The organism is Burkholderia sp. AU17457, from assembly GCF_002223255.1.
Classification (GTDB): domain Bacteria; phylum Pseudomonadota; class Gammaproteobacteria; order Burkholderiales; family Burkholderiaceae; genus Burkholderia; species Burkholderia sola.
Genome location: NZ_NKFB01000005.1, coordinates 818,665 through 844,811 on the forward strand (window position 1 = coordinate 818,665; position 26,147 = coordinate 844,811).

Here is a 26,147-nt window from a genome sequence, read left to right on the forward strand (position 1 = left end):
GGGGAACTATGTTCGTCGGACGCGGCGCAGCATCGGCCGTGCGCGCTCGCGGCGCACCGCAAGCGGCCGTCGCGTCCGGTGTTGCACCGTTATGGTGCGCGATGCCGCGCAGGCGTGCCTGGGCGGCGCAAAACAGGGGGATATCGAAGGGATCGAGCAAGGCACGTTCCTTGCAAAGCATTCAGTACGCCGGTCCGGCATGCGCAATGCCGGGGAAAACGATCGATGGAGAGAAGATCGATGAAGCCATTCGATGAAATGCTGCAATCCGGCGACATGGTGAGGGCGCCTTACGCGCGCCTGAAGCAATGGCTCGACACGCAGGATCCTGCGAGCCTCGCCCAGAAGGCCCACGATGCGGAAGGCGTGTTCCGCAAGACAGGCATCACGTTCGCCGTCTACGGCGACGCGGAGGCCGCCGAGCGGCTGATTCCGTTCGACATTGTCCCGCGCATCATCTCGGGGGCGGAATGGAGCCGGCTGTCGCTCGGCATCGAGCAGCGCGTGATGGCGCTGAACGCGTTCCTCGACGACATCTACCACCGCCAGGAAATCGTGCGCGCGGGCATCGTGCCGAAGCACCTGATCGCGCACAACGAGGCGTTCATCCCCGAGATGATCGACTTCCGGCCGCCCGGCAACGTTTACACGCACATCATCGGCGTCGACATCGTGCGTACCGGCGAGAACGCGTTCTACGTGCTGGAGGACAACGCGCGCACGCCGTCCGGCGTGTCGTACATGCTGGAAAACCGCGAGACGATGATGCAGCTCTTCCCCGAGCTGTTCCAGCAGGTGAAGGTGCGTCCGGTCGAAACCTATCCGCAGATGCTGCGCCAGTCGCTCGCGGCCGTGTGCCCGCCGGGCGGCAACGCCGACAATCCGACCATCGCGGTGCTCACGCCCGGCATCCACAATTCCGCGTACTACGAGCATTCGTTCCTCGCCGATCAAATGGGCGTGCACCTCGTCGAGGGCAGCGACCTGCAGGTGATCGACGGCCGCGTCGCGATGCGCACGACCGAAGGCTTCCAGCCGATCGACGTGCTGTACCGCCGCGTCGACGACGCGTTCCTCGATCCGCTCACGTTCCGCCCGGATTCGGTGCTCGGCGTGGCCGGCATCATGGACGTGTACCGCGCGGGCAACATCACGATCGCGAATGCGCCCGGCACCGGCATCGCCGACGACAAGGCGATCTACTCGTACATGCCGGAGATCGTCGAGTTCTATACCGGCCGCAAGGCGCTGCTGGAAAACGTGCCGACCTGGCGCTGCGGCGAGGCCGACAGCCTCAAGTACGTGCTCGCGCATCTCGACGAACTGGTCGTGAAGGAGGTGCACGGCTCGGGCGGCTACGGGATGCTGGTCGGCCCGTGCGCGTCGAAGGCCGAACTCGACGCGTTTTCCGCGAAGCTGCGCGCCCGTCCCGCGAACTACATCGCGCAACCGACGCTCGCGCTGTCCACGACGCCGATCCTGACCGACGCCGGCCTCGCGCCGCGCCACGTCGACCTGCGGCCGTTCGTGCTGGTGTCGGACCGGATCCGCATCACGCCGGGTGGGCTCACGCGCGTCGCGCTGCAGGAAGGATCGCTCGTCGTCAACTCGAGCCAGGGCGGCGGCACCAAGGACACCTGGGTGCTGGCCGACTGAGCCGGGCACGACCGCGCGCGCCGGAGCCGGCGCGCGAACCGAACGAAGACGGAGTGGACACGAGATGCTTCTGGGACGTACTGCAAGCGGTCTCTACTGGATGTACCGCTATATCGAGCGCGCGGAGAACATCGCGCGCATCGTCGATGCCGGGCTGCGGATGGCGCTCACGCGCACGGCCGACGCGCCGGCCGAATGGTCGTCGGTGCTCGTCAGCTCGGGCGCGGACGACGGCTACCGGCAGAAATACGACGCGTATGCGGCCGATACCGTGACCGACTACCTGCTGCGCGACCGCGACAACCCGTCGAGCGTGCTGTCGTGCATCGAGGCCGCGCGCTCGAACGCGCGGATGGTGCGCACGGCATTGACGCGCGAGGCGTGGGAAAGCGTGAACGGCGCGTGGCTCGCGCTGCGCCGCGCGTTCGCGCGGCCGGTGCCGGAAAGCGAGTTGCCGGCCGTGCTCGACCAGGTGAAACGCGAAACCGCGCTGATCCTCGGCAGCTTCTACAGCACGATGCTGCGCAACGAGATCTTCGATTTCGCGCAGATCGGGGCATTCGTCGAACGCGCGGACAACACCGCGCGGATCATCGACGTGAAATACCACCTGCTGCTGCCGTCGGTATCGCACGTCGGCACGATCCTCGACAACTACCAATGGGAGACGATCCTGCGCTGCGTGGCCGCGCATCGTTCGTATCGCTGGGTGTACGACGTGCAGTACAAGCCGCTGAACATTGCCGACTACCTGATCCTGAACGGCCGCATGCCGCGTTCGCTGCGCTATTGCTACGGGCGCGTCGTGTCCAGCCTGAACCTGCTCGCGAAGGATTACGGCGTGACACACCCGTGTCACGACACGGCCACGAAGATCCTGCAAATGCTGTCCGATACGTCGGTCGAGCGGATTTTCAAGAGCGGCCTGCACGAGTTCCTGACCGACTTCATCGGCCGCAACAACAGCCTCGGGCTCGAAATCGCCCAGGCTTACAACTTCGACTGAGACTTGCCATGCGACTCGCCATCCGACACATTTCGCGTTATCAGTTCGACGATCAGGCCACCCACGCACTGCAACGGTTGCGGCTGCGCCCGCAGTCGGGCCCCGGGCAGACGGTGCGCGCGTGGCAGGTCACGATCGACGGCGTCGAGCCGACGCTGTCATACGCCGACGGGCTCGGCAACCGGATAGACCTCGTGCGCCACGATCGCGGCGCGAAGGCCGAGATCGTCGTCGTGGCGGCCGGCGTCGTCGAGACGCAGGACCGCGCGGGCATTCTCGGGAATTCCGAAGGCTATGCGCCGCCGTGGATCTTCGAGCGCGAAACGGCGCTCACGAAGGCCGGCGACACCGTGCGCGCGCTCACCGAGGCGCTGCCGATCGAGCCGCACGGCCTCGACGCTTTGCACTGGCTGATGACGGAAGTGCACGGCCGCATCGCGTACGCGCCGAACCTGGCCGCCGACGCGCCCGTCGATGCGGAAACCGCGCTGCAAAGCGGCGAGGGCACGAGCCGCGACCATGCGCACGCGTTCATCGCGGCCGCCCGTGTGCTGAAGATCCCCGCGCGCTACATCTCGGGCTACGTGCTGGCCGACAGCGCGATGCAGCGCATCGCCGATGCAAAGCAGAATGGGGTCGACGTCGAGGACGAGGAAGCGCTCGCGCTGCAGAGCGGCGACGGGATGCAGCAGGCGCTCGGTGCATCGCATGCCGCGCAGTCGCAGTCGCAAGGGCAATCGCAGTCGCAATCCCAGGGGCAGCCGCACGCGGCGCTCGGCGCGCAGCCGCAAGCCACGGCGCTGATGCAGCAACCGGCCGGCCATGCATGGGCCGAGGCCTATGTCGAAGGGCTCGGCTGGGTCGGCTTCGACCCGTTCATGAACCGTTGCCCGGACGAACGCTACGTGCGCATCGCGGTCGGCCTCGACCATCGCGACGCGCAGCCGGTGACCGGGCTCGGCGCGACGGCCGTCGGCGTCGAGATCAGCGTCGTGCAGACGCCGGAACTCGTCTGACCCGCGGCGCGCCTTCGCCGAATCCGCCATGCCGGGCCGCCGCGTCGCAAGCGACGCGGCGTGCGCGGCCGGCCCAACCCGACCCGAGCTCCCATGTCCATCCACGTCGCGCTGCATCACACCACCCGCTATCGCTACGACCGGCTCGTCAACCTCGGCCCGCAGGTCGTGCGACTGCGGCCCGCGCCGCATTGCCGGACGCCGATCCTCGCGTATTCGATGACGGTCGAGCCCGCGCAGCACTTCATCAACTGGCAGCAGGATCCGTTCTCGAACTATCTCGCGCGGCTCGTGTTTCCGGAGCGCACCGAGCACTTCGAGATCACGATCGATCTCGTCGCCGAGATGTCGGTGTACAACCCATTCGACTTCTTTCTCGAAGCGAGCGCGGAGCAATACCCGTTCAGCTATGACGACGCGCTGAAGACCGAGCTCGCGCCGTATCTCGCGTGCGATCCGCAGACGAGCGCCGCGCCGCTGTTTCGCGCGTATCTCGACGGCGTCGACCGCACGCCGGCCGGCACCGTGAACTTTCTCGTCGCGCTGAACCAGCAGCTTCAGCGCGACATCGGTTACCTGGTGCGGATGGAGCCGGGCGTGCAGACGCCCGCGCAGACGCTCGAACTCGCGTCCGGCTCGTGCCGCGACAGCGCGTGGCTGCTCGTGCAGCTGTGCCGCCATCTCGGCATTGCCGCGCGCTTCGTGTCGGGCTACCTGATCCAGCTGACCCCCGACGTGAAATCGCTCGACGGCCCGAGCGGCACCTCGGTCGATTTCACCGACCTGCACGCATGGTGCGAGGTCTATCTGCCGGGCGCCGGCTGGATCGGCTTCGATCCGACGTCGGGCCTGCTCGCCGGGGAAGGGCATATTCCCCTCGCGTGCACGCCGCAGCCGACGAGCGCCGCGCCGGTCGAAGGGCTGATCGACGAGTGCGAGGTGTCGTTCGAGCACGAGATGAGCGTGACGCGCGTGTACGAGTCGCCGCGCGTGACGAAGCCGTATACCGAATCGCAGTGGGAGGGCGTGCTCGCGCTCGGCGCGCGGGTCGACGGCGCGCTGGCCGCCGGCGACGTGCGGCTCACGCAGGGCGGCGAGCCGACCTTCGTGTCGATCGACGACCGCGACGGCGCCGAGTGGAACACCGATGCGCTCGGCCCGACCAAGCGCGGCTACGCGACCGAACTCGTGCAGCGGCTGCGCGCCGAATACGGTGACGGCGGCTTCCTGCATTTCGGGCAGGGCAAGTGGTACCCCGGCGAGCAATTGCCGCGCTGGGCGTTGTCGATCTTCTGGCGCGCGGACGGCCAGCCCGTGTGGCACGATCCGTCGCTGTTCGCCGACGAGCGCGAGCCGTCATCGCACACCACCGACGACGCGAAGCGCTTCATCGATGCACTCGCCGCGCGGCTGAACCTGACCAGCGAATTCATCCAGCCCGGCTACGAGGACGTCTGGTATTACCTGTGGCGCGAGCGCCGGCTGCCCGTCAACGTCGATCCGTTCGACGCGCGCCTCGACGACGAGCTCGAACGCGCGCGGCTGCGCAAGGTGTTCGAGCAGCAGCTCGACAGCGTGGTCGGCTACGTGCTGCCGGTCAAGCGCGTGGATGACGCGCCGGGCCTCGACGGCCCGCGCTGGCAGACGGGCCCGTGGTTCTTCCGCGACGAGCGGATGTATCTCGTGCCCGGCGATTCGCCGATGGGCTATCGGCTGCCGCTCGATTCGCTGCCGTGGGCGGCCCGCGCCGACTATCCGTACCTCGTCGAGCGCGATCCGTTCGCGCCGCGCGACGCGCTGCCGGACGCCGCCGCCATTCGCGCCCGCTACGCGGGCCCGGCCGACGCGCCGCGCTATCTGGCGGGCGTGCATCGCGAAGCGTCCGCGCAGACCGTGATGCAGTGGCGCGACGACGGCACGACCGCGCGCGGCCGGCCGGGCGCCGCGGACCCGCATCGCCGGCCGGAGCGCTTCGAATCGGCCGCGTGGATCACGCGCACCGCGCTGTGCGTCGAAGTGCGCAACGGCATCCTGTACCTGTTCATGCCGCCGCTCGCCGCGCTCGAGGATTATCTCGACCTGCTCGGCGCGATCGAGCTGACCGCGCATGCACTCGGCGTGAAGCTCGTGCTCGAAGGCTATCCGCCGCCGCGCGACGCCCGGCTGAAGCTGCTGCAGGTGACGCCGGATCCCGGCGTGATCGAGGTGAACATCCATCCGGCCGCGAGCTTCGACGAACTCGTCGACCACACCGAATTCCTGTACGACGCCGCGTGGCAATCGCGGTTGTGCAGCGAGAAGTTCATGGTCGACGGTCGGCACGTCGGCACGGGCGGCGGCAACCATTTCGTGCTCGGCGGCGCGACGCCGGCCGACAGCCCGTTCCTGCGCCGCCCGGACCTGCTTGCGAGCCTGATCGCGTACTGGCACAACCATCCGTCGCTGTCGTACCTGTTTTCGGGGCTGTTCATCGGGCCGACGAGCCAGGCGCCGCGTGTCGACGAGGCACGCAACGACCAGCTCTACGAGCTCGACATCGCGTTCGCGGAGATCCAGCGCAACAAGCTGCTGTTCGGGCAGGACATGCCGCCGTGGCTCGTCGACCGCGTGCTGCGCAACCTGCTGATCGACGTGACGGGCAATACGCACCGCAGCGAGTTCTGCATCGACAAGCTGTATTCGCCCGATTCGTCCACCGGCCGGCTCGGCCTGCTCGAACTGCGCGCGTTCGAGATGCCGCCGCATGCGCGGATGAGCATCGTGCAGCAACTGCTGCTGCGTGCGCTGGTCGCGCGCTTCTGGGCTGCGCCGTACACGACGCCGCTCACGCGCTGGGGCACCGCGCTGCACGACCGGTTCATGCTGCCGGAATTTCTCCAGATGGATTTCGGCGACGTGCTGGCCGAGCTGCGCGACGCCGGTTTCGCGTTCGACCCGGCGTGGTTCGCGCCGCACTTCGAATTCCGTTTTCCGCTGTTCGGGCAGATCGCGGTGAACGGGATGGAACTGTCGTTGCGCGGCGCGCTGGAACCGTGGCACGTGATGGGCGAGGAGGGCGCGCCCGGCGGCACGGTGCGCTACGTCGATTCGTCGGTCGAACGGCTCGAAGTGCGCGTGACGGGGCTGAACGACAACCGGCACGTCGTGACCGTCAACGGCCGCGCGTTGCCGCTGCAGCCGACCGGCACCGTCGGCGAATACGTCGCGGGCGTGCGCTACAAGGCGTGGTCGCCGCCGTCGGCGCTGCATCCGACCATCGGCGTGCACGCGCCGCTCACGTTCGACATCGTCGATACGTGGCTGCAACGCTCGCTCGGCGGCTGCCGGTATCACGTCGCGCATCCGGGCGGGCGCAACTACGCGACGTTCCCGGTCAATGCGTACGAAGCCGAGAGCCGCCGGCTCGCGCGCTTCGTCGAGATCGGGCACACGCCGGGGCGGATGGACGTCGCCGCTGCCTCGCCGAGCCGTGAATTCCCGTTCACGCTCGACTTGCGGCGGCCGTGATCGATCGATGACTGGACGGACCACGATGCGCGGTTCGCGACCGCCCGGCGCACCGGCCGGTCGCGGCGCCGCCGGAATGCTAGGATGCGGGCAGAATGCGGTTCCGCACGGCGGCTTGCCGCCTGAATGGCGGCGCGCATGCGCGGCCGCACCCTGACGACGGAACGACATCGTGCCGCCCATTGACCTCGACCATCCCGCCGCCTTCGACGCGATGCCCACGCTTTTCGATACCGGCGCGCAGCCGGACGCCGCCGAACTGGCCGCCGCGCTCGCGGCGCCGGCCGCCGCCGGTCGCTACGACGAACTGCGCGGCAGCGCGGCCGGCCTGCACGCGCCTGCGCTTGCGCCCGCGTGGCGCAGCTTCTTCACGTCGATCGGCAGCGACGGCGTGGCCGACCTCGACCGCCGCGCCGACGCACTGCACCGGCGCATGCGCGAGAACGGCCTGTTCTACCAGTTGCACGAGCAGCGCGCCGGCGACGGCGCCGTCGGCCCGTGGTCGCTCGACCTGCTGCCGCTGATCGTCACGCCCGAGGACTGGGTCGGGATCGAGCGCGGCGTGCTGCAGCGCGTGCGGCTGCTCAACGCGACGCTGGTCGACCTGTACGGGCCGCAGACGATCCTGGAGCGCGGGCTGCTGCCGCCCGCGCTCGTGACCGGCCACCCGGGCTATCTGCGTGCGATGCGCGGCGCGCGCGTGCCGGGCGACACGTGGCTGCACGTCGTCGCGTTCGATCTCGCGCGCGGCCCGGACGGCCAATGGCGGATCGTCGCGCAGCACACCCAGGGGCCGGCCGGGCTCGGCTACCTGCTCGAGAACCGGCTGATCGTGTCGCGGCTCTTTCCGCGCGGGTTTCGCGGGCTGCGCGTGCAGCGGCTTGCGTCCGCGTACCGTGCGCTGCTGCAAAGCATGCAGTCGCTCAGCCCCGCCGCGAAGAATTCGCGGATCGTGCTGCTGACGCCGGGGCCGCACAGCGCGACCTATTTCGAGCATGCGTATCTCGCGCGCTATCTCGGCCTCACGCTCGTCGAAGGCGGGGACCTGACCGCGCGCGACAACCGCGTGTTCCTGAAGACGCTGAGCGGGCTCGAACCGGTGCACGGCATCCTGCGGCGCGTCGACGATGCGTGGCTCGATCCGCTCGAACTGCGGCCCGATTCGATGCTCGGCGTGCCGGGGTTGTTGCAGGCCGTGCGCGCCGGCAACGTGCTGCTCGCGAACGCGCCGGGCTCGGGCTTCCTCGAGTCGCCGGCGATGCTCGGCTTCATGCCGCGTCTCGCGGAAGCGCTGCTCGGCGAAACGCTGACGCTGCCGGCCGTGCATTCGTGGTGGTGCGGCGAGGCGGCCGCGTGCGACGACGCGCTGCCGCAGCTCGCGCGCGGCATCGTGAAGGCATCCTATCCACCCGACGTGCAGGAAGGCGGTGCATTCGAGCCGGTGATCGGCGCGCGGCTCACGCAGGCGCAACTGGCGGAATGGCGCGCGCGGATTCTCGCGCAGCCCGAACATTACACGGTGCAGGCCGACCTGCCGCTGTCGCAGGCGCCGACCTGGCCGCGGCCCGACGCGCCCGACGGCAACGACAGCGCGCGCATCGTGCCGAAGCCGCTGCTGCTGCGCGTGTTCGCGCTCGCCGACGGCGCGCAGCGCTGGCGGCTTCTGCCGGGCGGGCTGTCGCGGGTCGGCACGCGCGATACGCTGTTCAATGCGCCGATGCCGCGCGGCGGCAGCACCGTCGACACGTGGGTGATGACCGAGGGCATCGTCGATTCGACGACGCTGCTGCAGACGCACCTCGGCCCCGACGATCTCGTCGAACGGCCGCGCGCGATCGCGAGTCGGGCGGCCGAGAACCTGTTCTGGCTCGGCCGCTACACCGAGCGGGCGACCAACCTGATGCGCCTGGCGCGCGCCGCGCTCGAACGGCTGCGCGGCGAAGACGACGTCGACAGCCCCGCGCATCTGGAACTGATCGACACGTTGTGCCGCGACACCGGGCTGATCGCGGCCGATGCGCCGCACGCCGTCGATGCGCCGCGCGCGTTCCAGCATGAGCTGGCGACGTCGCTGACGCGCGGCGCCGACCGCACGTCGGGGATCGCGTCGTGCCTGTTCGGCATGCGCGGCGCGGCTGCCGCAATCCGCGAACGGCTGTCGAGCGATCAGTGGCGGCTGATCGACGACGCGACCCAACTGTTCGCGGACAGCGCAGGGCAGCCGGAAGCGGAGGAGCAGATCGGCAACGAGGCGCTGCAATTGCTGGAACGCGTCGGCCTGCTGCTCGGCGCGATCACCGGTGCGCAGACCGACAACATGACGCGCGACGACGGCTGGCGATTGCTGTCGATCGGCCGGCAGATCGACCGGCTCGACTTCCTGTGCAGCGTACTGAAGTTCGCGTTCGACGAAGGCGCCGTGCATCGGCAGGACGGCTTCGAGCTCGTGCTCGAACTGTTCGACAGCACGATCACGTTCCGCTCGCGCTTCCAGCGGGGCTTCGACGTCGCGCCGCTGCTGTCGCTCGTCGTGCTCGATACCGACAACCCGCGCTCGCTCGGCTGGGTCGTGCAGGCGCTGCGCGGCCGGCTGACGAAGGTCGAACGCGGCGAAGGCTATGCGCTGTCCGAACTGGCCGAGACGGTTCCGGACATACCCGCGTGGTCGCTGCACGAGCTGTGCGAGACCGCCGAAGACGGCCGGCACGACAAGCTGCTCGCCGCGCTCGACACGACGGTGAAGGCCGTCTGGGAGCTGTCGAACCGGATCGGCGAGCGCTATTTCAGCCACGTGCGCGAGGCGGGCAGGACGCTATGGTGACGACGAAGGGCGCACCGAAAACACCGGCCGGTTCAGGCAACGCACGGCAGGCGCCGCCGGCGGCTCCGGCCGCAACGGATGCGCCGGCCGCCGTCGCGCCGGGCCGGTTGCTGCGTGTCACGCACGACACCGAATACCGTTACGCGGCGCGTGTCGAATCCGCGCAGCACCAAGCACGCTTGCAGCCGCTCGCGACGCCGCGCCAGCAGGTGCTGTCGTTCTCGCTCGACATCGAACCCGCACCGGAATCGGTTTGTACCGAAGTCGACGCGTTCGGCAATGCACGCGCGTCGTTCGCGCTGAACCTGCCGCACGACACGCTGCTGGTGCGCAGCCGCAGCACCGTGCGCGTGACGCCGCCCGTGTGGTCGCTCGGCGCGCGCGGCGCGCCGCCGCCTGCGATCGCGAACCCGGACGCCGCGCATGCCACCGAATGGGAGGCCGTGCGCGACCGCCTGCGGTTCCGCGCGGGGCAGCCTTACGATCCGGCGAGCGAGTTCGTGTTCGCGTCGCCGCACGTGGCGTGCGATCCCGAACTCGCCGCGTACGCGGCCGCGAGCTTCACGCCGCGACGGCCGCTCGTGCAGGCGGCGTGGGACCTGATGCGGCGCGTGCATGCCGATTTCGCGTACACGCCGAACAGCACCGACATCACGACGTCGGCGCTCGATGCGCTGCGGTTGCGCAAGGGTGTCTGCCAGGATTTCGCGCACGTGATGATCGGCGCGCTGCGCTCGCTCGGGCTCGCCGCGCGTTATGTCAGCGGCTACCTGCTCACGCAGCCGCCGCCCGGACAGCCGCGGTTGATCGGCGCCGACGCGTCGCATGCGTGGGTCGACGTGTACGACCCGGCGTGGCCTGAGGATGGCGGCTGGCTGCAACTCGATCCGACCAACGATCGTGCGCCCGGCGACGACTACGTGATGCTGTCGGTCGGCCGCGATTATGCCGACGTGACGCCGCTGCGCGGCGTGATCCGCGGCGGCGGCGCGGATCAGGAACTGAAGGTTGGCGTGACGGTCGAGCCGCTCGATGCGCCGTAATGCGATGCCGCCCGTTCCGGCGATTCGCCGTTTAAGTCTTCGTTAATACTGCACGCCTAGCATGGTGATGCCGGCGAACGGCTCGAACCCCGGTCCGGCGCGCCGGCGGCACGCGCGGGTGCGTCGACGTCACGGCGCCGCACCGTCACGCGTCGCCATTTCCATGCAACGGCGGCAGACCATGATCAAGCACTTCGACTACACGCTCGGCAACGAGAAGATCGAGCTTTGTGCGAGCTTCGGCGCGGGCCCGGCATTCCGCCGCGTGCTCGTGAGCCGTGCGGATTCGATGGAGACGCTGGTGGTGCTCGACGCACGCGGACTGTCGGGCCTGCTGAAGGTGGCGACCGAAGAACCGGAAGGGCTGCTCGACGACGCGATCCGCAAGGTCGGCGACGAACAGCTCGTCGAGCAGGCGATCAGCGGCCGGACGATCGTCGAAGCCGCGCTTTGATCGCGCGGCGTATGAACGTGCGGTAGGCACGGAAACACGCGCCGCGTCGCATTACGTTGCTCAGGCGGCGAACCGGTCCGTCGCCGCGATCAGCGCCTCCAGAATCCCCGGCTCGTTGTATGCGTGTCCGGCGCCGGGCACGATTTCGAACGTCGCCTCCGGCCACGCCTTCGACAGCTCCCATGCGGTGCGTGCCGGCGTCGCGATGTCGTAGCGGCCCTGCACGATCACGCCCGGGATGCCGGCGAGGCGATGCGCGTCGCGCAGCAACTGGCCTTCCTCGACGAAACCCTTGTTCACGAAGTAGTGGTTTTCGATCCGCGCGAACGCGAGCGCGTAATGGCCGTCCGCGAAGTGCTCGGCGAGCGCAGGATCGGGCAGCAGCGTGATCGTGCGGCCTTCCCAGATGCTCCATGCGCGCGCGGCTTCGAGCTTCGCGGCTTCGTCATCGCCGGTCAGCCGGCGATGGTAGGCGGCCATCAGGTCGCCGCGCTCCGCTTCCGGAATCGGTGCGAGGAAGTCTTCCCAGTGATCGGGGAACAGCCACGACGCGCCTTCCTGGTAGTACCACAGCAATTCCGCGCGACGCATCGTGAAGATGCCGCGCACGATGAGCGCGCTCACGCGTTCGGGGTGGGTTTCCGCGTACGCGATCGCCAGCGCGCTGCCCCACGAGCCGCCGAACACCAGCCATTGCTCGGCGCCGACCATCTCGCGCAGGCGTTCGATATCGGCGACCAGATCCCACGTCGTGTTGTTCTCGAGGCTCGCATGCGGCGTCGAGCGCCCGCAGCCGCGCTGGTCGAACAGCAGGATGTCGTAGCGCTCGGGATCGAACAGGCGGCGATGGTCGGGGCCGCAGCCGGCGCCGGGGCCGCCGTGCAGGAACACGGCGGGCTTGCCGGCCGGGTTGCCGCAGCGCTCCCAGTAGATGCGGTGGCCGTCGCCGGTGTCGAGATGGCCGTGGGCGTAAGGTTCGATCGGTGGGTACACAGGCAGGCTCCGGGTGAGGGTCGACAGGAGGCGGACAAGGCGCGGACTGGTGTGCGGGCGGGTACGGGACTGCGGGTGTTGCTGCGCCGCAAAAATCGTTGCATGGGCATCGGACCGGCCGCCGCCGGACAAGGCTTGTCATTATGCCCATTCGTCGCGCAGGGCGTGGGCGTGCCGTGGCGCGGCGTCGCCTCGCCGACCCCATGTGTCATGCGGAATTTTGAAGCAATTTCATTCCGATATTTTTCATACAAAATCCGACGGCAGGTCGGCGGGCCGATTGGACGCCGGCCCATTCCCGCTCCTTCACCGTGCCAACGGAAACCAGCCGATGAACCATCGCGTCACGCAGTTGACCGGGTTGCGCGCCGTCGCGGTCGCGATGGTCGTCGTCGGTCATGCCGAGCATGTGCTGCCCGGCGGCTATACCGGCTGGTACGCGCCGTTGCGGCTGATCGCCGACGGCCGGCTCGGCGTGCTGATCTTCTTCGTGCTAAGCGGTTTCCTGATCACCAACGTGCTGCGCGCCGAGTTCGCGCGCACGGGCGGTATCGCGCTGACGTCGTTCTACGTGCGCCGCGCGCTGCGAATCTGGCCGGCCTGCTACGTGTATCTCGCGGTCGTCGCGATCATGGCGTTCGCCGGCGGGTTCGACGTCGAGCGCCGGCAGTGGCTCTATGCGGCGCTGCACCTGTGGAATTACTCGGCGTGGTTCGGGCTGACCGGCGACAACGCGCTGCATCCGGACGGCGCGTGGTACCTCGGCCATTTCTGGTCGCTCGCGCTCGAGGAGCAGTTCTACTGGTTCTGGCCGCTGCTGTTCGTGTTCGGCATCCGCCGCGCCGGCACGCGCTGGCTGGCCGCGCTGATCCTGATCGTGCCGCTGGTGCGTGCGACCACGTATTTCGTCGCGCCCGCGCTGCGCGGACAACTCGGAATGATGCTGCATACGGGTATCGATCCGATCCTGATCGGCTGCTATGCGTCGCTCAACCGCGAACGTCTCGAAGCGTGGATCGCTTCGTGGCGGAACGAGGCGCGCATCGTGACGGCGCTCGTCTTCGTCGTGCTGCTCGGCATGCCGCTCGCCGAGCACCGGCTCGGCGGCTTCTGGAATGCGACGTATGGCGTGACGCTCGAAGCCGCGCTGATCGCGATCGTGATCGTCGTGCTGAATTTCCGCGGCGAGTTCTGGTGCGCGCGCTGGTTGCGCGCCAGGCCGGTGGTGTTCGTCGGCACGATCTCGTTCAGCCTCTATCTGTGGCAGCAGCCTTTTGCGAACCCGCGATTGCCTGTGCCGCATGGGTTCCCGCTCGGTATCGTGTGGGCATTGATGGCCGCGACCGCCAGCTATTTCCTCGTCGAGAAACCGTTCCTGCGGCTGAAGGATCGCTATACGGCGCGCGAGGCGCGACGCGTGCGGGACGACGCGTTGCGGATGCCGGCGCCGACCGAGGCGATCGGGCCGAAGGTGGTGGAGTAGGCGGGCGGAGTGGCGATTCGCCCTGGCCTTACTTGAAGCGTTTCTTCGCGGCCGGCGAATACCAGAAGTTCCGGAACATGTCGATTCCATAGGACTTGCCGTCGTAGTGGACGATCGTGCGCGCCGTGCGCTTGCCCGTATCCGAGTAAGCACCGTTCTTGCGCTGCGTCTTCGTGATGTGCGCCGTGATCGATAGATCGGCGAAGCCATGGCTCGACGTTTTCTCGACGGCGATCGTCATGCGGGCCTCTTCGCTGCGCGCATCGCCTGAACCCGGGCCGCAGGCGTCGCCTTCGACGCTGACCCATCCGTACAGATTCGTACCGAACACCGGGCGGATACGGCCGCCTTCGCGCACCCACAGCGTCAACTCTTCACCGGCGTTGGCATCTGGGCAACTCGGCCCGCGTGCGCTGCTGGTAAACACGACGCCGAACGCCCGCACGTCGGGTGACAACCGGTAGGGCGCCGTGTCGATCCGATAGCTGTTCTCGCCGATCTCCGTCACCGCATCCTCTTCGACTACCGACCGATCCGCCGCCACGACCTTGCCGCCCTCGACGAGTGCGACGACCTGCAGCTTTTTGCTTTCGTCCGGGTTCTTGCTCTTCGGCAGCGAATCGAACGCGACGGCCGCGATCGTCGTTTCCGGTGCATTCGGCATGGCCTTGCACGCCGACGCAACGACGAGCCGGTCCGCGTCGCGCGTGGCGATGCGTGCGCTCGCGATGCCGGCCCAGCGGGCGACGGCGGTGACGGTTTCGTCGCTGCAAGGCTGGCTGTCGGCGGCGTGAACAGCGGGTGCGGCGGCGAGCACCAGTATTGAGGCGAAGCGCGGGATTCTCATTGTCACGATCGGAAATGCTTCTTCATGGATGTTCGTGGGTTTCGCCCACCGACCCATAACCGTCATACGAGGCTCGGCGACGGAAACGTTCATTATCGAAGTCTAGCCGCTATTTATTAACGTCTAGACGCCTGTTGCTTGTCGGCCAAAGCCGATAGTCAGGTTCAACATCGAGCGATGATACTATTTGATGCGCACTTCGCGAAAAATACAGGTGGCAGTCGGTCGGAGCCGAAGAGATGGCTGTTGCAAAGATGGCTTGACAAAACAGCGGCGACAGCACTAAATATCTCAATCTTTACTTGCCTGATCGGTTGCGTCCGTGTATGCCGAAAAAAGCAATCAATTAATTAACGAATACTATCTCATTAGACAGCGAGGTGCTCAATGGCTTCACTTCCATACGTCACTGCAACCGGAAATGTCGACAAGGCATTGTTAGGTATAAAACAAGCGGCGACGCCAACATCAGTTAGCCAAGATTTCGTAAAGACTGTTTTGAACATTCCCGGAGGTTCGGGGAATCAGGTAACCTCGTTCTTAAGAAAAATTGGATTCGCAGGAGCAGATGGAGCGCCGACCTCAATCTATACACGCTTTCGAAGCACTGATCGTGATACATCCGGTGGCGCGGCGGCGGAGGCGTTGAAGACCGGGTACTCCGCACTCTATAAGCGTAACGAATATATGCATCAACTCTCTGACGAAAAATTAAAGGGATTGATAATAGAGGAGACGGGAGCAGGGGGTGACTCAAGTGTCGCTGGCCTAATTATAAACTGTATTAAGGCGATTAAGAAATATGCGAATTTCGATGCTGCGAATACGGCGCCGGTTATAGTGGGAAGGGAGGGTGTCGGCTTAATCAATAGCAGCGTAAGCCATCTTAAGGAGGGTAGGGAGCAGGGAGGTGCCAATGGAAGTGCGCTACCTCAAGATGGTGGTGTGGGATTGAATTTGGCCTACACTATTAATCTCAACCTCCCTGCTACTTCGGATATCGCGGTGTTCAATGCGATATTCAAGAGCCTCAAGGAAAACCTCTTAAGAAATTCTAGCGATTGACATGGAAGATCAACTCCGTTCGTTTGGAATGTCAGGGTATCTTCTGACTGACGAGCTCCGTAATGTTGAAAGGCAATTTAATGTCGAGCTCGGGCACGTGCCAATGACCGCGGCGGCTGAGGCGCCGACGGATTACTATCCTCAATTCGAGAGAGATGTGCGCCGTGAGGCTGCAGAAATGGCCCGCCATTTCGAAGTCTTTTATTGCCTTGAGCTATCGATTCGAAGTTTGATCACTGAAACCCTCCAAGAGGCACTTGGTGATACTTGGTGGAGCAGTGGAAAAATACCTGCTAGTATTGCATCCGCCGTTAAAGACCGTCAGCAGAGAGAGCTCGATAGCGGCATGACCCGCAGGTCTGATGCAGAAATTGATTATACGACCTTCGGGGAGCTGTCTGTAATAATCACGTCGAATTGGGGGCTATTTGGGACGGTGCTAAAAAGTCCTAAAGCGGTTGAGCGTGTAATGAATAATTTGAATATGCTTCGTGGCCCAATTGCGCATTGCTGCCCCATGAGTGAGGACGAGGTAATGCGTCTTGGGCTAACTGTCAAAGATTGGTTCAGACTCATTGGTTGACGCTCGTCGAGATCCGTTAATTTCAGTGTTGGAAGGAGGAGCTAAGTCCAGGAACTCGAACGAGTTCGACAGCGTCGAACAGTTACAGGCTGGAATCCAGCAGTACATTCATTACTACAACCACGAGCGTATCCGGTTGAAACTAAAAGGGCTGAGTCCTGTTCAGGACAGAACTCAGCCCCTCTCGGCCTAGCATTCTTGAACCGTCCAACTCTTGGGGTTCAGTTCATTGCGGGCCTTTCGTCGACGAAGTTACGGACAACGCTTACCGTGTCAGCGCCGTAAACCCTTCCAGCAACCGCTCGACATCGGCCGCCTGAATCGCGCCCATCGTCGAGATCCGGAACAGTTCCTTCGACAGCCCGCCTTGCCCCGCATAAATCACGAAGCCACGTGCCTTCAGCCCGTCGTGCAGTGCTTCGTACGTCACACCCGGCGGCGGCCGATACGCACGCAGCACGACCGACGACGCACCTTCCGGCAGCACCAGCGGCATCCCGCGCGCCGCAAGCCCGGCCTGCGCCTGATCGGCAAGCGCCTTGTAATGCGCATGCCGCGCGCGCCAGCCGCCGGCCTCATCGAACTCACGCAGCGCCTCGACGAGCGCGTAATACGCATGCACCGACGGCGTAAACGGCGTATTCCGCTGATCTTGCAGCTTCGCAAGCCGGCCGAGATCGAGGTAGTAAGTCCGGCTCGCGGCCTTCACGAGCGCGCTGCGGCGCACGATCACGAACGCCGCGCCCGGCACGCCGTGCAGGCACTTGTTCGCGGTCGCGGCAACCGCATCGATGACGCCGCCTGCAAAATCGATCGCTTCCGCGCCGAAGCTGCTGACGCCATCGACAAGCATCTTCACGCCGCGCGCACGACAGACTTCGGCGATCGCATCGAGATCGTTCAGCCGGCCCGTCGTCGTTTCATGATGAATCACGGCGACATGCGAGTACCCACCCGCATCGAGCTTCGCGGCGATCTGCGCAAGATCAGGCGCCTGCATCCACTCATGCTTGAGCACGTCATGGGCGATGCCGTACTGCGTGGCGATCTGCGTGATCCGCTCGCCGTACACGCCGTTCTCGATCACGAGCAGCTTGCCGTCCTGCGGCACGAGCGCCGCGATCATGCTCTCGACGGCGGCCGTGCCAGAACCCGTCATCAGCACGGCGGCCCATTCGGCCGGATCGAGCTCGTACGCGGCGACGAGGCGCGCGCGCGCTTCATCCTGCAGGTCGAAGAATTCGCCTTCGCGATGGCACAGATCGGGTTGCAGCAGGCTGCGGCGCACGCGCTCGGTGAGCGTGACCGGGCCGGGGTTCAGCAGCAGCATCAATGGGCTCCTTCAACGTGGGCTTCGGTCTGCTCGGCGCCGATGTGCCGCATCAGACGGGTCTTGACTTCGACCGGCGTGGCGGTCGGGCGGGGCAGGCCGTCGGGCACGCCCGTGCGGATCGCCACGCGAACGAACTGCGCGCCGTCGCTGGTCGAGGCGAGCGTCGCATCGAGCACGTCGAGCGTGTCGCCTTCGACCGCCGACGCGTAACCGCAGGCGGCCGCGACACCCGCGAACGACACATGCTGCGACACCGTTGCCTGGCCGCCCGTCGATTCGTGTGCGCCGTTGTCGAGCAGCACGTGCGTGAGGTTGGCCGGGCCATAGGTGCCGAGCGTCGCGAACACGCCCATGCGCATCAGCGCGGCGCCGTCGCCGTCGACGGCCACCACGCGCAGGTCGGGGCGCGCAAGCGCGAGGCCGAGCGCGAGCGGCGTCACGCAGCCCATCGAACCGACCATGTAAAGCTGGTTCGGGCGATCGTCGAGCGCGTAGAGTTCGCGGCCGCAGAAACCGGTCGATGCGAGCACGACGGTCGAATCGACCGGCGTATGCGCGATCACGCGCTGCAGTGCGTCGTGACGGGTCGGCCACGCGTCGGCCGACGCGGCGCGCGGCGACGATTGCGCGGCGACGTGCGCCCGCGGCTTCGCGGCCGGGTTCGTCTTCAGTTCATACGGCGCGACGCTGCCTTTCTGCATCACGAGCGCGTACGGGCGGCCCGTCGCGTCCATGTGCGCGATCGCGCGGTCGAGCGCCGGGCCGACCTGTTCGGGGTCGGTCGGGAACGTCTCCCACGGGATCTCCATCGTGTCGAGCATCGCCGGCGTGATCGGGCCCATCAGCGCGTGCTGCGGCTCGTCGGCCACGCCCGGCTGGCCGCGCCACGTGACGATCAGCAACTGCGGCAGGCGGAACGTCCAGGTGAGCGACGTGAGCGGGCTCACCGCGTTGCCGAGCCCCGAGTTCTGCATCATCGCGATCCCGCGCTTGCCGCCGAGCGTCGCGCCCGCGATCAGCGCGACCGCGTCGCCTTCGTTCGCGGCCGACACGTAGTGCAACGTCGGGTCCTGCAGCACGTAATTGATGAACGGCGTCAGGTACGAGCAGGGCACGCCCGCGTACCAGTCGAAGCCGCGTTCGCGCGCGGCCTCGACGAACTGGGCCGCTTCGATCATTGCGCGCCCCCGTTGCCGGCGCCCGGTTCGGACAGCGGCGTCTGGCCGTGCGCGAAGTCGCCCGCGCGACGGAAGTCTTCCAGATCGTTGACGCCGCGCCAGTGGCCGTGCACGTACTGCACCTCGATCTTCTCGCCGGCGGCGATCAGCTCGTTCAGCAGCGACGGGATGTCGAGCGTGTCGAAATCAGGGCGTGCCTGCAGCGTCGCGAGCGTCGCCTTCAGGCGGTCGACGCCGGCGCCGCGCACGTTCAGGAGACCGATCCAGCGGCCGTGCGGCGTGCCCGCCGCGACGTCGCTCGACACGCGTTGCAGATAGGTCTTCTGGCCGAACAGGCCGCGATCGTCGGCCGCCGAGCAGAGGGCGAAGTCGCGCACGCTCTGATTGGTCTCGGTGAGCGACGAATCGACCACCACGCTGAACTCGGCCTCGCTCTCCGCGAGGTCGCGCACGATGTAGCTGCGGAACAGCAGGTCGCCGTACGAGATCACGGTGTCGCCGGTCAGGCGTTCGGCCGCGCATGCGAGCGACGCGAGCTCGCCGGTCTGCGCGTGGCGCTCGTTGACGACGAGCTTGATGCCCGACGTATCGATCGCATCGGCGCGATAGCCGCCAACCACGGTGATGTCGTTCACGCCGTGCGTCTTGAAACCGTCGACGAGCCAGCGCAGCAGCGGCTTGCCGGCGACCGGCAGCATGACCTTCGGTTTGTCTTCGGTCACGGCTTCGAGGCCCTTGCCGCGGCTCGCGGCGAGCACGATCGCGGCATTCGACGCGCGCGACGACGACGACAGGTAGATACGCTCGGCGGCCGAGTACTCGTCGGCGTCCTGCAGGCGGAAGATCTCGTTGACCGATGCAACGCGGTCCTCGACGTTGATCAGCGTTTCGCTTTCGTGGATCTCGCGCGCGGTCGCCTGCATCGCGGATGCCGACGCGCGGATCAGGTGATTCGCCCAGATCACGGTGCTGATGCCGGCCTGGCGGAACACGTCGGTCGGCGTGCTGTAGTACTTGGTCGGCACGATCACGAGCGGTGCCTTGCCGCTCCATTCGCGCGCGAACTGCAGGATCTCGTCGGGGCGCGACAGCTTGCTGTGGATCAGGATCGCATCGGCGCCGGCTTCCGCATACGCGTTCGCGCGGCGCAGCGCCTCGTCCATCCCCCAGCCCGCGATCAGCGCCTCGACGCGCGCGACGATCGAGAAGTCGGGATCGGTCTGCGAATCCTTGCCGGCCTTGATCTTGCCGCAGAACTCGTCGATTTCCGCGAGCGGCTGGCGCTCGCCGCCGATGAAGCTGTTCGTCTTCGGAAACTGCTTGTCCTCGATGCACACGCCCGCGATGCCGCGCTGTTCGAGCTTCTTCACGAGGCGGCGCACGTTGTTGAAGTTGCCGTAGCCGGTGTCGCCGTCGAGCAGGATCGGCAGGTCGCTCGCGTCGGCCATGAACTCGAGCACGTCGACGACCTGGGTCCAGCTCGCTTCGTTGTTGTCGCGCACGCCGAACTGCGCGGAGATCGCGAGGCCCGACGCCCAGATGCCCTTGAAGCCGGCTTCGCGGACGATCCGCGCGGACAGGCCGTTGTGTGCTTCCATCAGGAATTCGAGATCGCTGCTGACGAGCATGCGGCGCAGGCGCGCGCTGCGCGATTCGGTGAAGTTGGGTTCGCGTGCGTTCATCGTGCGGCTCCGGCGGTGGTGCGTTGAATCAGGGGAAGGATGTCTTGCGTCGCGCGTGCGACGTCGTTCGGAAAGTCGATCTCGATCCACGGCGAGCCGGTGACGTCGGCGACGTCGAACGAATGGCCGCCTTCGAGCAGCAGGTCGCGCACGGCTTCCTCGTGCGGCATGTTCGCGCGGCCGCTGTCGACATAGCCCGCGACGATCGCCGCGAGGCGGCGCGCGGTGCCTTCGGTGAAGCGGAAGAAGCCGACCGATTCGCCGATCGTGTCGTAGTCGAGGTCGACCGCGAGTTGCTTGCGCAGCTCGACCGGCACGCCGTTCTTCAGGCACAGCTTGACGGGTTCGTCGCCGGCCTCGAAGTCGCGGTCGATCAGCAGGCGGTCGACCGCCTTGTCGGCATCGGCCACCAGCGCGTGCAGGATGTTCTCGTCGTACAGCACGTCCGCGTCCATCAGCAGCACGTCGCCGCCGCGCGTCATCGCATCGGCGACGGTATGCACGGTCAGCACGCTGCCGAGGTCGTAGCGGTCGTTGATCACGATCTCTGCGGTGCGGCCGAGGCGCTTCAGTTCCTGCTCGACCTTCTCGTGCTGGAAGCCGAGCCCGAGCACGATGTCATCGATGCCCGCGGCGTCGAGCACGCGCAGATGGCGCTCGAGCAGCGACACGTCGTCGAAGCGCAGCAGGCACTTCGGGAACTGCGCCTCGGGCGGTTGTTGCAGGCGCAAGCCGAGGCCTGCCGCAAGAATGATGGCTCGCATGGGTTCTCCAACCAAAAAGCCGGCGATCTGAACGATCAGTCGGCGAGCGGCTGCGGCGCACGGCGCCGCTGCCAGTTTCTTTCACTGAAATGCAGATAGAGCAGGCCGGGCAGGCCGAGCGCGAGTTCGCGCGCGCGCTTCGCGAGCGACAGCGCGAGCGCCGCGTCGGGCGGCAGGCCGACCAGCGGCGCGAGCAGCAGATAGCCGCCTTCCTGCGCGCCGAGCGAGCCCGGGATCGCGAAGGCCGCCCCGCGAATCGCCTGGCCGACGCTTTCGAGCAGCAGCGCGTCGAGCCAGCTGACCGGGTGCCCGAGGAAGTGCAGCGCGAGCCACACTTCCGCGGTGCCGACGATCCAGCCGACGAGGCTGAGTGCGAAGGTCTTCGCGACTTTCGCGCGATCGCGATACAGCGCGCCGACCGCGCCGTCGATCGCGTCGGCGCGCGTGGCCAGCGACGACCAGTCGCGCGGGCCGAGCAGCTTCGACGCGAGGCGCAGGCCGCGGCCGAACAGCCCGCGCCGCTGCGCCGCGTAGAACGCGACGGCGAGGGCGCCGAGCACGCCGGTGGCGATCAGCGCGGGCGTGCGCAGATACGCGACCGATTCGTGCGTCGCATACAGGCTGAACGCGGCGATGCCGATCAGCGCGAACGCCATCTGCGCGAGCGCCTGCATCGTCGTGCCGACGGTCACGGCGGCGGCCGCGTCGGCCATCCGCGTGCCGCGTTGCGCGAGGTGGCGCACCATCAGCACGGGGCCGCCGATCTGCCCGGCGGGCAGCAGGCTGTTCACCGATTCGCCGACCCAGCGCGCGCGCAGCGCGTTGCCGAGTTCGGCGCCCGGCTGCCCGTGGCGGAACATCACGGAGATCGCGACCGCGTCGATCGCGAGCGGCACGACGTGGAACGCCGCGACGAGCGCGAGGCCCCAGCCGGCCGCGAGGAACGTGGACGCCACGGCGCCGACGCCCTGCCAGGCCAGCAGTGCGATGAAGAGTGCGGTCCCGAGGGACAGCAGGATGAGGCCCGCGCGTGTCATGACCCGCTCGCGCGCCGCGTGGCCAGTTGCTTGAACACCTGGCGGAAACCGAAATACGCGATCGCGTCCTTCATGTTCGAGATGAAGCGCTTCCACGGCCGCATGCCGGGGTTCGTCACGTATTCGAACGTGAGCGACACGCGCATCTCGTTCTGGCCGAGCGGCGTGATGCGGTGGCGCAGCTTGTCGCCATCGAACAGCACGATGCCGCCGTCGGCGATCTGCACGGAGCCCGGTTCGTCGGCGACGTCCGGGTTGCGCGTATGCAGTTCGTAGTCGAGCCGGCACGACGATTCGTCGATCACGCCGATCAGCAGCGTGTAGCGGCGGCCGTCGTAGTACGACGTGTCGTAGTGCCAGCCGATGTGGTCGCCGGGCTTCGTGTAGTAATACAGCGCGTACGCGTGCGGATCGTCGTCCGGCGACAGCATCAGCTTGTCGCCCGTGATTTTCTCGAGGAAGCCGATCAGCGCCTTCGAGCGATACAGCTCGGCGATGTACGGCGCCTGCTCGTCGATCGTATGGCGGCTCACGCTGCCGCCCTGCTTGTGGCCGGGCAGGTAATTGCGGTTCAGGCCGGCCTGCATCGCGCGGGCCGCGTTCGCGAGCTTCGCGTGCGCGTCGGCCGGCAGGAAGGTGTCGAGGTAGAGGAACGAGCCCTGGCGCGTGTAGTCGCCGCGCAGGCGGTCGAGGTCGAGCTGGCCGACGCGGTCGGCCACGGTGCGATCGGGATCGGCCGCGGCTGCGCGCACGGGCGCGGGGCGTGCCGGGCTCAGCACGGAATCGTCGCGCGTGCTAGGAGTCATTTGGAAGCCTGGATTTCGGTTGGGTTCTGCGCGGCCGGGTTCTGCGGGAGGTTGCCGCGCCGCACGATGCGCCACCAGTCGATCACGACCCAGGCGGCGAACAGCGGGGCGCCGATCGACGCCGCGAGCAGGAACGGCTCGACGCCGTCGACGAGCGTCACGATCGGCAGCAGGTACAGCACGTCCTCGGTCTCGAAGCCGCCGGCGAATGCCTGCTTGGTGCCGGCCTTGCCGGCGATCGATTCGATCCGCATGCGCAGGAAGAAGATCAGCGCGACGGCCGCGCCGGCGACCGCGCCGAGCAGCACCGGCGACGCGGCCATCTGGCCGCCCTGGGCGACGATGCCGACGCCCATGCTGACGAACAGCGCGACCGTGACGAGCGCATCGGCCGCGAGGTCGTAAAAATGACCGATCTTGCTGGACTTGCCGCTGATGCGCGCGAGTTCGCCGTCGGTGTGGTCGACGAAGTTCGACAGCACGATCAGGAACGCGCCTGCATTGCTCCAGCCGAAGCCGCCGTGCGCCAGGCACCAGGCGCCGGCGAGGCCGATCAGCAGACGAAGGGTGGTAAGGTGATTCGGCGTGATCGGCGTATCGACGAGCGGCCGGACAAGCGAGCGCGCGAGCCGCGCATCCCAGGTGCGTGGCGGGGGCGGCTCGGGGCGTTTGACGGTTTTTCTTTGGTCCATCGGCGAAATATATACGGAATTGTAATTTGTTGCTTTTTATTCGATCAATGTCCTGACATGCGGGAGTGTTACCGCGTCTTGCGGGCATCGGCCGGTTCAAAAGCGCAACCGCGAACGAGGTGGCCGACCGGGCGGCCGGACCCGCCTTCCAGTGTGGTTCGCGTCACGCGGCTGTCAAGGCCGGACGGGCCTCGCAGGCCGGCTCGGCGGTGTTTTTCGCGCGCCGCCCGGCCGGGGTCGCGCAGCCCATGCGACCTTGATTTCCATCAGCGCCGGGACAGCCGCATCGGGCGACAATCGGCCGCGCCGGACGGGTAGCGGCGATTACCGAGCCGAACGTCGTCAATGTCGATGCAAACCGGTCGATTGGCGCGCGACGGCAGACGATCGCGAACCGGCGATTCGCCCGATGCTTTCGCACACCTTTCGTCGGCATCCGGTGCGGGCGGATCGCCTGTCACAGAACGGTCGTTCGATACCCGGCAAATCCGGCAAGGATCTTTTGCATCCAGCGGACATTTCGCGGCGATGGCCTCTGCGATACTCCGACCGTGCCCGTGGTGCCGGGCCGCCCCTCGCGGCCCCAAGGGCTTCGCGTCGCTCAGGAGACACCCCCCGCGACGTCAACGACAGACCAAAGCGTCAGATAACCAGCCATGTCTTCATCACGCATCCTCGCTCCCGCCCTGCGTTCGCTCGTCCGCACCGCCGACGAAGCCGCCGCGCTGATCCGCCCCGGCATGACCGTCGCCATGAGCGGCTTCACCGGGTCGGGCTATCCGAAGGCCGTGCCGGCCGCGCTGGCCGCCCACATCGACGCGGCGCACGCGCGCGGCGAGGACTTCCGGATCAACGTGCTGACGGGCGCGTCGACCGCACCGGAGCTCGACGGTGCGCTCGCCCGCACCAACGGCATCTCGATGCGGCTGCCGTACCAGTCCGACCCCACGCTGCGCGACAAGATCAACGGCGGCGAAGTCGATTACCAGGACGTCCACCTGAGCCACGTCGCGCAATACGCGTGGTTCGGGCTGTACGGCGATCTCGACGTCGCGATCGTCGAAGTCGCGGGCATCCGCGAGGACGGGCTGCTGATTCCGTCCGCGTCGATCGGCAACAACAAGACCTGGCTCGAGCGCGCGAAGCACGTGATCCTCGAAGTGAATGCGCGCCAGCCGCTCGGCCTCGACGGGATGCACGACATCTATTACGGCACCGCGCTGCCGCCGCACCGCAAGCCGATTCCGCTGACGAAGAGCGACGACCGGATCGGCGAGCCGTACCTGCGTTGCCCGGCCGACAAGATCGTCGCGATCGTCGAGACCGACGCGCCCGATCGCAGCAATGCATTCTCCGCGCCGGATGCCACGTCCAAGCAGATCGCGCTGCAGCTGATCGACTTCCTGCGCCACGAAGTGAAGCGCGGCCGCCTGCCGGAAAACCTGCTGCCGCTGCAGTCGGGCGTCGGCAACATCACGAACGCGGTGCTCGCCGAACTCAGCTCGGCCGGCTTCTCGAACCTGACGGCCTACACCGAGGTGATCCAGGACGGCATGCTCGACCTGCTCGACGACGGTACGCTGAGCTTCGCGTCGGCCACCGCGCTGTCGCTGAGCCCGGCCGCCGTGCAGCGTTTCGCCGACGAGATCGCGACGTTCCGCGAGAAGATCGTGCTGCGCCCGCAGGAGATCAGCAACCATCCGGAACTCGTGCGCCGCCTCGGCTGCATCGCGATGAACGGGATGATCGAGGCCGACATCTACGGCAACGTGAACTCGACGCACGTGATGGGCACGAAGATCCAGAACGGCATCGGCGGCTCGGGCGATTTCGCGCGCAACGGCTACCTGTCGTGCTTCATGTCGGCGAGTACCGCGAAGGGCGGCGCGATCTCGCGGATCGTGCCGATGGCGAGCCACGTCGACCATACCGAGCACGACGTCGCGGTCGTCGTCACCGAACAGGGGCTGGCCGACCTGCGCGGCCTGTCGCCGAAGCAGCGCGCGCGCAAGATCATCGCGACCTGCGCGCACCCGGACTACCGGCCCATGCTCGAGGACTACTTCGAGCGCGCGTCGCGCGACAGCTTCGGCAAGCACACGCCGCATCTGCTCGCCGAGGCGCTGTCGTGGCACGAGCGCTACGTGCGCACCGGCTCGATGAAGGCCTGACGTATCGGCC

The 26,147-nt window shown here is 67.0% G+C and carries 20 protein-coding genes and 1 pseudogene; 12 read left to right on the forward strand and 9 right to left on the reverse strand.

The window, feature by feature from the left end; translation table 11 throughout:
* The first annotated feature begins 240 nt into the window (after positions 1 to 240).
* The 7 genes from CFB49_RS20970 (at position 241) to CFB49_RS21000 (ending at position 11,503) form a co-directional block, all read left to right on the forward strand.
* Entirely contained in the window at positions 241 to 1,656 is a 1,416-nt protein-coding gene (locus tag CFB49_RS20970; protein ID WP_069618307.1) for a circularly permuted type 2 ATP-grasp protein, read from the forward strand.
* Positions 1,657 to 1,720: 64 nt separating this feature from the next.
* Positions 1,721 to 2,662 carry an alpha-E domain-containing protein gene (locus CFB49_RS20975; RefSeq protein ID WP_069618306.1) on the forward strand — a complete coding sequence of 314 codons (942 nt, stop codon included), beginning with the start codon at positions 1,721 to 1,723 and terminating at the stop codon, positions 2,660 to 2,662.
* Between the two features lie 8 nt (positions 2,663 to 2,670).
* Positions 2,671 to 3,678, forward strand: a complete 1,008-nt coding sequence (locus CFB49_RS20980) for a transglutaminase family protein (protein WP_069618305.1) — start codon at positions 2,671 to 2,673, stop codon at positions 3,676 to 3,678.
* A gap of 93 nt (positions 3,679 to 3,771) precedes the next feature.
* Positions 3,772 to 7,185: a transglutaminase family protein gene (locus CFB49_RS20985; RefSeq protein ID WP_089492208.1), complete on the forward strand. Its 3,414-nt coding sequence runs from the start codon at positions 3,772 to 3,774 to the stop codon at positions 7,183 to 7,185.
* A gap of 214 nt (positions 7,186 to 7,399) precedes the next feature.
* Positions 7,400 to 10,006 (forward strand): circularly permuted type 2 ATP-grasp protein, encoded by a 2,607-nt coding sequence (locus CFB49_RS20990; RefSeq protein ID WP_069618647.1) that lies wholly within the window; start codon positions 7,400 to 7,402, stop codon positions 10,004 to 10,006.
* Positions 10,000 to 11,049 (forward strand): transglutaminase family protein, encoded by a 1,050-nt coding sequence (locus tag CFB49_RS20995; protein ID WP_089492209.1) that lies wholly within the window; start codon positions 10,000 to 10,002, stop codon positions 11,047 to 11,049. The genes CFB49_RS20990 and CFB49_RS20995 overlap by 7 nt, the downstream gene beginning before the upstream one ends.
* A gap of 181 nt (positions 11,050 to 11,230) precedes the next feature.
* A complete protein-coding gene (locus CFB49_RS21000; RefSeq protein ID WP_089437079.1) occupies positions 11,231 to 11,503 on the forward strand; it encodes a hypothetical protein in 273 nt (90 codons plus the stop codon).
* A gap of 60 nt (positions 11,504 to 11,563) precedes the next feature.
* Here the strand turns inward: CFB49_RS21000 and pip are convergent, their stop codons facing one another.
* Positions 11,564 to 12,496 (reverse strand): prolyl aminopeptidase, encoded by a 933-nt coding sequence (gene pip, locus CFB49_RS21005; protein ID WP_089492210.1) that lies wholly within the window; start codon positions 12,494 to 12,496, stop codon positions 11,564 to 11,566.
* 331 nt (positions 12,497 to 12,827) lie between these two features.
* Here pip and CFB49_RS21010 point away from each other — a divergent pair, with 331 nt between their 5' ends.
* Positions 12,828 to 13,979 (forward strand): acyltransferase family protein, encoded by a 1,152-nt coding sequence (locus tag CFB49_RS21010; RefSeq protein WP_089492211.1) that lies wholly within the window; start codon positions 12,828 to 12,830, stop codon positions 13,977 to 13,979.
* A 28-nt stretch (positions 13,980 to 14,007) separates the two neighbouring features.
* Here the strand turns inward: CFB49_RS21010 and CFB49_RS21015 are convergent, their stop codons facing one another.
* Entirely contained in the window at positions 14,008 to 14,826 is an 819-nt protein-coding gene (locus CFB49_RS21015; protein ID WP_089492800.1) for a multidrug ABC transporter ATPase, read from the reverse strand.
* A gap of 387 nt (positions 14,827 to 15,213) precedes the next feature.
* On the opposite strand from CFB49_RS21015, the gene CFB49_RS35860 reads away from it, so the two are divergent.
* The 3 genes and pseudogenes from CFB49_RS35860 to CFB49_RS21025 form a co-directional block, all read left to right on the forward strand.
* On the forward strand, positions 15,214 to 15,891 hold the full coding sequence (locus tag CFB49_RS35860; protein ID WP_143329305.1) for a DUF5343 domain-containing protein: 678 nt from the start codon (positions 15,214 to 15,216) through the stop codon (positions 15,889 to 15,891).
* 1 nt (position 15,892) lies between these two features.
* Positions 15,893 to 16,474 (forward strand): Swt1 family HEPN domain-containing protein, encoded by a 582-nt coding sequence (locus CFB49_RS21020; RefSeq protein ID WP_089492212.1) that lies wholly within the window; start codon positions 15,893 to 15,895, stop codon positions 16,472 to 16,474.
* 64 nt (positions 16,475 to 16,538) lie between these two features.
* Positions 16,539 to 16,667, forward strand: a pseudogene (locus CFB49_RS21025) (IS3 family transposase); the annotation flags it as partial.
* A 72-nt stretch (positions 16,668 to 16,739) separates the two neighbouring features.
* Here the strand turns inward: CFB49_RS21025 and CFB49_RS21030 are convergent.
* From CFB49_RS21030 to CFB49_RS21060, 7 genes are read right to left on the reverse strand one after another with little or no spacing between them, the layout of a single operon-like run.
* Positions 16,740 to 17,804 (reverse strand): 2-aminoethylphosphonate aminotransferase, encoded by a 1,065-nt coding sequence (locus CFB49_RS21030; RefSeq protein ID WP_089492213.1) that lies wholly within the window; start codon positions 17,802 to 17,804, stop codon positions 16,740 to 16,742.
* Entirely contained in the window at positions 17,804 to 18,985 is a 1,182-nt protein-coding gene (gene aepY / locus CFB49_RS21035; RefSeq protein WP_089492214.1) for a phosphonopyruvate decarboxylase, read from the reverse strand. Before aepY ends, CFB49_RS21030 begins: the two co-directional genes overlap by 1 nt.
* On the reverse strand, positions 18,982 to 20,667 hold the full coding sequence (gene aepX, locus CFB49_RS21040) for a phosphoenolpyruvate mutase (RefSeq protein ID WP_089436317.1): 1,686 nt from the start codon (positions 20,665 to 20,667) through the stop codon (positions 18,982 to 18,984). The genes aepY and aepX overlap by 4 nt, the downstream gene beginning before the upstream one ends.
* Positions 20,664 to 21,431, reverse strand: coding sequence for a phosphocholine cytidylyltransferase family protein (locus tag CFB49_RS21045; protein WP_089492215.1), 768 nt, complete (start codon positions 21,429 to 21,431; stop codon positions 20,664 to 20,666). The genes aepX and CFB49_RS21045 overlap by 4 nt, the downstream gene beginning before the upstream one ends.
* Positions 21,432 to 21,466: 35 nt before the next feature.
* Positions 21,467 to 22,468, reverse strand: coding sequence for an HpnL family protein (locus tag CFB49_RS21050; protein WP_089492216.1), 1,002 nt, complete (start codon positions 22,466 to 22,468; stop codon positions 21,467 to 21,469).
* The gene (locus CFB49_RS21055; protein WP_089436318.1) at positions 22,465 to 23,274 is read right to left on the reverse strand and encodes a HalD/BesD family halogenase; all 810 of its coding nucleotides are present in this window, start codon (positions 23,272 to 23,274) and stop codon (positions 22,465 to 22,467) included. The genes CFB49_RS21050 and CFB49_RS21055 overlap by 4 nt, the downstream gene beginning before the upstream one ends.
* Positions 23,271 to 23,966: a CDP-alcohol phosphatidyltransferase family protein gene (locus tag CFB49_RS21060; RefSeq protein ID WP_069618290.1), complete on the reverse strand. Its 696-nt coding sequence runs from the start codon at positions 23,964 to 23,966 to the stop codon at positions 23,271 to 23,273. The genes CFB49_RS21055 and CFB49_RS21060 overlap by 4 nt, the downstream gene beginning before the upstream one ends.
* A 656-nt stretch (positions 23,967 to 24,622) precedes the next feature.
* On the opposite strand from CFB49_RS21060, the gene CFB49_RS21070 reads away from it, so the two are divergent.
* Positions 24,623 to 26,137, forward strand: a complete 1,515-nt coding sequence (locus CFB49_RS21070; RefSeq protein ID WP_069618289.1) for an acetyl-CoA hydrolase/transferase family protein — start codon at positions 24,623 to 24,625, stop codon at positions 26,135 to 26,137.
* The last annotated feature ends 10 nt before the right edge of the window (positions 26,138 to 26,147 follow it).